Source organism: Phocaeicola faecalis (assembly GCF_021730445.1).
In the GTDB taxonomy this organism is placed as follows: Bacteria; Bacteroidota; Bacteroidia; order Bacteroidales; family Bacteroidaceae; genus Phocaeicola; species Phocaeicola faecalis.
Window position 1 is genome coordinate 1 of sequence record NZ_JADNRM010000034.1, and the last position, 7078, is coordinate 7078.

Below are 7078 nucleotides of genomic sequence, written 5' to 3' on the forward strand. Positions count from 1 at the left end.
CGGGCGTCAAGAGCCACGTTTCCTTCGGACTGGCAAAGACAAACATCGCGGAAGACCAGCAGATTAACATCCTGGCCATTGCGGACTATATGAAGCAGTACCCTCAGTCAAAGGCAACCGTCACCGGTTATGCCGACAAGGGGACGGGTACTTCAAAAATCAATGCCGAACTTGCTCAAAAGCGTGCACGCATTGTGGCCGACGAACTGATTAACAGGTACGGCATCAGTGCCGACCGTCTGAGTGTGGACAGCAAAGGGTCAGAGGTACAGCCGTTTACAACCAACGACTGGAACCGTGTAGTGATTATGATTGCGGAATAAGAGAGCCGCCGTTATAATATTTTGGTGAAAAAGAAAGAGTGGTTCTCCCATGGGAGGACTGCTCTTTTGCTTTTTATCGGACAGTCTTTTCCAAAAAAAACGATTCCATTCCTGCAAGATCCGCTTTTTCCCAATAAAATCTCCCATCTTCTTGTCCGGTTCCCGTTAAAAAGCTTTTTCCGGATCAATCCGAAAATCCTGCGAGTGATAAGTGCGTGAACTATGAGTGACAATACCGGTACCAGACCAGGCGGCCGTCTGATATACTTCATTTATAATGCCTTGAAAGAATCTGTATCCTTACATCATAATCTTGGAATTTTCTCAAAATATGATGCCCGCACACTTTTTGACTTGATCCCTTTTCCTCTAATAATAAAGGGGCATGCACAAACGTCTGTGGATAGCCGGATTAAAAATGGCTCACCCACAAAAGTCCGTGACAGAAAACATTCTCAAAGAGCATTCTGTCACAATCTGAATAAGAAGAAAGGCGTATGCCTAGCATTCCACCACCCGATACACATTCCCCTTGGCAGTATGCACCCGCTCGCCCAACTGGGGCAGGATGCGGCTCAGGCTGTAGGCCGTCATGCCCCTCATGGCTGAGGGATGGGCGGACTTCATCCGCTCGAACAACTGGGTGGCGGAAAGGGTCAGCACCTCTTGTGGTTCGTCCTCTTCCGTAGCAAAGCGGAAGCAGAGGCGGAACACCTCCTCTTCGGGTACATGCTTGTAGAACAGGGTGTTGTGTTGCTGTATGGCTTGTTCCTCTTCCTTGTTGAACCAGCCGCGTTCGCCGGACAGAAGCTCCGCCTTGAGCTGGGCGTACAGTTGCTCATGGGCTATGGGCGTGACGCAGTCAATAGCGTGCTCCAGACTGACACAGAGGAAACGGCGTGAGCCGGTGCGGTCCACCAGCAGGTCCTCCCGGTTGCTGGTGCCGATGAACGAGGCGATGCGGGGAAGTGCCGAAGCGCTGCGTCTGTAGGCCTTGCGGATATTCAGAGCGGAAGCCTGCATTAGATTCTTCAGCAAAGGCATTTTGGACGCACCCAGCTTGTCGAATTCATCCAGATTAATCAGGCCGTAGGCGGCTAACCTGGCTTCGGCGGATGCCGGGGAACTGAGGTCGTAACTCTCTGTATAGTAGGCTTTCAGCGCATCGGGCATCAGCAGGCGGCAGAACGTACTTTTCCCCAGTCCCTGACGGTTGCTCACCAGCAGGGGTGCCACGCTGTTGGCGCGGTTGGTGTCCGGCCGGAACTGCATCCACTGGGCGGAGAGCCCCAGCATCCAGCGGTGGAAGCCGTTCACCCATACCGGGTCGTCGGACACCCTGCGGGCGAGTGCGGACACCCGGTCGGTGCCGTCCCATTCGGGAAGCCGCTCAAAGTAGGCGGTAAAGGGATGGTATTCGCTGATTCGGCGCGAGCGCACAAAGCGCTGGATGTCCCTGTCCCAGCAGTCGATACCCGCTTCGATGGCCTCCAGACTGAGCGAGTTCATCCAGCGTTCGTCCACCTTGGCGTAGCGCAAGTGCTCATCGGGAATGCCGTTTTCTACGCCTGCCACCTCGGTTTCCTCGGTCAGCACGTTGAACCGGAAGCGGTAGCGGGAGGTGAGAAAAGCGGTCACTTCCTGCATTAAGGAGCGTGATTTCGCCTTTTTAACAGTTTTTTCCGGAGATATTGGCGCGGCCTCCTTTCGGGTGTCTTCCAAAGATATCGGTCCGACTTTATTTTCAGCATCTTTCGAGGATTTCAGTCCAGGCTCCTTTCGGATGTCTTCCAAAGATATCACTCCGACTTTATTTTCAATATCTTTCGAGGACTTCACTCCGAGTTCCTTTCGGATATCTTCCAAAGATGTTGGTTTGACTTCCTTTTTAATGTTTTTCGAGCGTACAGTATTCATAACCTTTTGAACGCTTCCCGGTCGCACGAAATCTTCCTCCGTTTCTTCTGTTAAGTCTGTCGGACATCCGGAAAAACCGTCTCTGCTTTCCAACAAATTTCCCTTGCCGTTTTCAGCAAGAAGAACCTGTGACTTGTCCACTTCCTTCACTCCGTCCTCATCGGAAACGATGTAGTGGTAACTGCCCGCCAGCGCATTCCCGTCGGTGCGCGGAGTCCAGTCCAGCACCAGAGCCACCCGGCCTTCACAGATATCCACTGCCAGGTGCACACCGGGCATGGTCCGACAAAGCGGCATCAGTCCGTTGAGGGCGGATACGAGGTCACGGCGTGGTGTTCCGTCGGAGGGAACAGGACCGGACAGGAATTTGCTTCCGAAGAAGACTGTTTTGAGAGTGGCGAATACATTCATGAGGCACTTCTTTTTAGATTTGACGAACTACAAATATACAACATAAAAAAGCCTTTGTCAAGAGGGAAGACAACCTAATCCAATCCCGGCACTTCAATATGACGGAGCCTGACACAATGACATATATACGTGCAGGCTCATGCGTACGTACGTGTAGGCCGATGCGTATATACGTGTGGGCTTATGCCACCGTATGTGTAGACCGATGCGTACGTACACACTACACACTTTACAAACAGGGGGGGGCAAAATGTGGATAATGCTGTCGTTTCGTGCGTAGGGCGAGGTTTGCTCGCCCGAAAACAGTTTGTTTTGTGTCTTCGGGCAGGCGAACCCTGCCCCTACAACTGACGATGGGATAGCCCGGTTTAGTTTTGACACACTCCCATGCTGAAAAAAAGACTTTGATGTTTTCCAAAAAGACCTTGATGTTTTCCAAAAAGCTCGGCATCTTTTTAATAAAGCTCGGTATGTTTTTCATGTAGGGGCAGATTGCATCATCCCCTCATTAAGCCGGTCATTCTTCTTTTCCGTTCATTCTTACATTTTAATTAAAACACTCACATAATCAGTCGGTTAAGAATGACAGCACATCCCCTCATCCTCCCTTCAGCCGCGCTTCCCGAGTCCCTTCACAAGCTGCCTTCAGCAATTCCCTTGTGTACTTTCTACACATCTTTTTAGACTACCGTTTTCTGTAGGGGCAGGCCCGTGTGTCTGCCTGAGAACAGTTCACTTTAAGCCATTGGGCGGACACATGGGTCCGCCCCTACTGTAAATGAAAGCGTTATAGAAAAAATTAAAGCCGAAAGAAGTTTTACAAATGAAAGGAGGCTGAAAAGACAATACAGGATGTCCATTCACTACCGAAATCCGCACCTGCAGGGCGTTTCAGCGGTCAATGAAAGGGGGAAGGAAGAAACAATATTTTCTCCCTTCGCCACTATGAAATCTACCGGCTTCTCATCAAATGTTTGCCGCCGGCTTCCTTCAGATTCCACTTCGCGATGAAACCGTTGCCTTTGGCTGTACGCTTGCCGCTATTAGGCTGCAGCAGGGATTTGTATCCAATTCATATTGGGCAAACATAAAACAGGACGGAAAGGGAGTTATTCTTCTCTTCCGTCCTGTTTTTATTTTTTATAGCCAAATCAAGATTCTGTCATAATTGCTTTTATCATAGTCTATAGCCAAAACTGTCAATATGTAGAACCTATAAAAATAAGGGATAAATTCCAAATCGTTTTTCTTTCTATAATATTACTGACAATCAATGAAATAGTCTCTTGTTACAATCGGAACATTTTGTATTTGCCCAGAACGTGTTGTCATGTAAAGAAATGAAAGATTATTATTTAGAAAGAAAATGCAATCTTAATCTCAAATTCAATTTCTGATAAACACCTATTAACCACTTTGAGAAGGAAGTTCTTTGATATTTATAACTATGGAATAAAAAAGTAGGGAAAGAATATTATTCAATAATGAAATAATTCTTTCCCTACCTGCAAGAGTCTGCTTTCTGTAAAGGGAAGCATTCTTGGAAGAATGCCTCTCTTTATCTAAAGTCTAATCTATAATTACATACCGCCTATAGTAATTGTAGCAGGAACTACCACTGGTCCACTAACAACACCATCTTTATCCATACCAGTAATTTGCAACATTACTTTAAATGTCTTACCAGCAGGATATTCTTCACTACCTATGTATGTAAGTTCAATACCATAAGCTTTCTGATTTGCATCAGTTCCTAAAGTATAAGTGTATTCCACTGATTTAGCAGAGATAGCAGTACTTACACTTGTAGTGAATGTATCATCGTAAGAACCGTCAGCGCCAACTTCTACAACTTTGATAGTAGTAGTAGGATCTACTCCTTTTAGTATATAGCTTCTACCCATATAGTCTTTCAAAGCGAATGTACCGAAGAATGAACCTGCATTCGGTGTGAATGCTTCATCAGACAGACGGATGTATTCATTCTGCTTAGAAGCAATCTGCAATTCGTCAGAGAATGTGATAACGTCTGCTCTAGTGATGTCTTTCTTAATAGCAACTTTCAAATCAGCAGCATTAAGTATGTGGCATCCTAACTCAACTTGAACTCCCTTGATGGTGTATGTACCATAATCAGCATCTGCAAGAGCACCAACTTGTATTTGAGCATTTGTGGTATAAGTAGCATTACTATTAGTCCAATAATCCTGACTCGCGTCAGCTCCTGCCCAGAACACTTTGGCAGCTGTAACACCTGTCGGACGCTTGATTTCCATGTTAGGATAGTATTTGCTATCTGTAGAATTTAGCTTTTCGGTCAGGCTTAATCCTACACCATTAATACCTCCATTTACCTGGAATTGATCAGCCAAATTGAATGTACCCTTACTTGCATAGAATACTAATGCTCCATCAACATAATTACTTTCTGCATTCCAGTTATACCATGAAGCGATTTCTTCTTTAGTAGGCTCTTCGATAGTAAACGGTACTTCTACAGTCTGGAGAACATTGCCGGTTGCTTTATCCTTAATGGAAACAGTTGCAACCAAATAGCCGTTACCTAATTTAATAGCAGAGCCGTAGTTTGCAGCAAACTGGATACGCAACTGACCAAAGTCTTTTAATGCAACAGGGTTATTATTAACTTTATCAGCACCGTCAGCAGTCAGATACTTAACACCACCAATCAAACTAGTAGCATCAACAGCTGGCTTCATATTACCTTGTGCATCAATTTCGGTCCACATAACTTCGATATCGGCTGGAACAATATCCTTAACATCTTGATTCCACATCAGGCGGTCACCTTCTTCCGGAGTAATCTGTGCGAAATAAGGAGCGAAGTCCACATCAACATACTGTTTGTTGACCACTGAACCGCTAACAGTTCTAATTGCAACAGCTTTATGCGGTTCAAGAGCATCCAAAGTGATATTCTGAGCTTTTATTTCCTGAGAATTGAATGTTACATCAACTGCTTTTTCTGAATTTACTATCGCATTAGCATTAATCTGATTAATAGTAAAGCTAATCTTTTTATTTGCAGGCATTTCACCAGTATAAGAGATAGTCATACCATCAATAGACATACCGTATCTTACAGAGTCAGCCTTGGCTTTTGCATCCTTCATGGTCAAGAATGAGTCATATACCTTGTCTGCATCTGTGTCCAATTTAACAGTATAGGGCTGGTCAGCTGTGGTTAATTCGTTGCCATTAACTGAACCAAACGTGAGATTATCACTAGAAGTTGTTCCTTTCACCTCTAATTTATATCCGTAGGTTGAACGTACTGTTTCACTTGCCACCAATGACAGTGCTTTGTCTTTGATATCGGCATCATAAGCTTTAAGAACTTCATCTGTCATTTCCGGCAGAGTGAAAGATATAGTATAAACTCCGCTTTCAGACACGTTTGCTCTTGCAGCAGGAATAGCCTCTTTGCAAGGTTCCGGCGTTCCCAATACAATAGGCGCTTCATCACCTTTAGAGTTCACCAGTTTGAAATCCAGGTTACTGATATCATAGTTTGAAGGTACTACCTGTACATAGATGGCGTTAGCGTCTGTCGTCAACAGATATTCACCCTTTTCAGGCAATTCCTTGGCACCGTTCCATCCGGTGGCCTTACCGTTCTTGAAATGTGCACCGTTAAATGTATGATATAATACATTCAGCTCTTCACCAACGAGTACAATCTGTGCAAGTCCTGAAGTCATCGGCAAACGGAGTGTCTTTTCATTCTGTCCATTTTCATCATAGATAACCAGGTAGGTGTAGTTAGGATCGCTGGGGTCTTCAAAATAGTAGGGGACATTAGCAGTGGCCGGAGCATCTACAGAGATTTCCTCGAAAGCTCCGGTTTCAGCATTCCACAAATACCATTTGCCATTTTCCTTTTTTACTTCCTGCTGGCCGGCTTCACCTTTTTCACCTACAGCCTTTACGGTAGTCTTTTTACCGTTGCATTCCCAGTAACCGTCTGCTGAGATAGTCCATTCTGTACCATCCTTGCCGTCCTGTCCGTTTTTAACAGCAATGGATGTTGTTGAACCATCGCTCATGGTAACAGTAAAACCGTCTGTTGTCGGAGTAATTGATTTCACATAGGCTCCGTCACCGATTTTTTTCTGTAATTCTGCGATGGTTGACTCAATACCGGAGATCTTGTTGTTGATCTCATCGATGTCGTCATCGTAGTCTTTACAAGACACAAACGTTCCTGTAGAGGATACCATCAAGGCTCCGAACAGGATTGCACTTAAAAATTTTTTGTTCATAATAGAAAAACTTTAAATTTATAAATTTAAAAACTCAATTTGTTTATCGTTTTTAAAGGACTTAATTTCATTGGTTTATATGACCTGTTGTTGATGCATTTCATTCTTCTTCAATGGATTTTCCGTTGTTTCGGAGAAGCCGGA

The 7078-nt window shown here is 45.1% G+C and carries 4 protein-coding genes; 1 reads left to right on the forward strand and 3 read right to left on the reverse strand.

Going from position 1 to position 7078, the window contains the following annotated elements:
• The coding region (locus IR173_RS17695; protein ID WP_237040833.1) for an OmpA family protein at window positions 1-323 on the forward strand (323 nt) is incomplete at its 5' end.
• Between the two features lie 501 nt (window positions 324-824).
• Here the strand turns inward: IR173_RS17695 and IR173_RS17700 are convergent.
• The 3 genes from IR173_RS17700 to IR173_RS17710 all read right to left on the reverse strand — a co-directional run bounded on the left by IR173_RS17700 (window position 825) and on the right by IR173_RS17710 (window position 6934).
• Entirely contained in the window at window positions 825-2651 is a 1827-nt protein-coding gene (locus IR173_RS17700; protein ID WP_237040834.1) for a VapE domain-containing protein, read from the reverse strand.
• Window positions 2652-2880: 229 nt separating this feature from the next.
• A complete protein-coding gene (locus IR173_RS17705; RefSeq protein WP_237040835.1) occupies window positions 2881-3132 on the reverse strand; it encodes a hypothetical protein in 252 nt (83 codons plus the stop codon).
• Between the two features lie 1099 nt (window positions 3133-4231).
• Window positions 4232-6934: a PL29 family lyase N-terminal domain-containing protein gene (locus tag IR173_RS17710; RefSeq protein ID WP_237040836.1), complete on the reverse strand. Its 2703-nt coding sequence runs from the start codon at window positions 6932-6934 to the stop codon at window positions 4232-4234.
• Window positions 6935-7078 lie beyond the last annotated feature (144 nt).

Bases quoted from the DNA above. Each gene is read 5' to 3' on its own strand.
- IR173_RS17710 (WP_237040836.1), bottom strand. From the start codon at position 6,934: ATGAACAAAAAATTTTTAAGTGCAATCCTGTTCGGAGCCTTGATGGTA.
- IR173_RS17700 (WP_237040834.1), bottom strand. From the start codon at position 2,651: ATGAATGTATTCGCCACTCTCAAAACAGTCTTCTTCGGAAGCAAATTC.
- IR173_RS17705 (WP_237040835.1), bottom strand. From the start codon at position 3,132: ATGAAAAACATACCGAGCTTTATTAAAAAGATGCCGAGCTTTTTGGAA.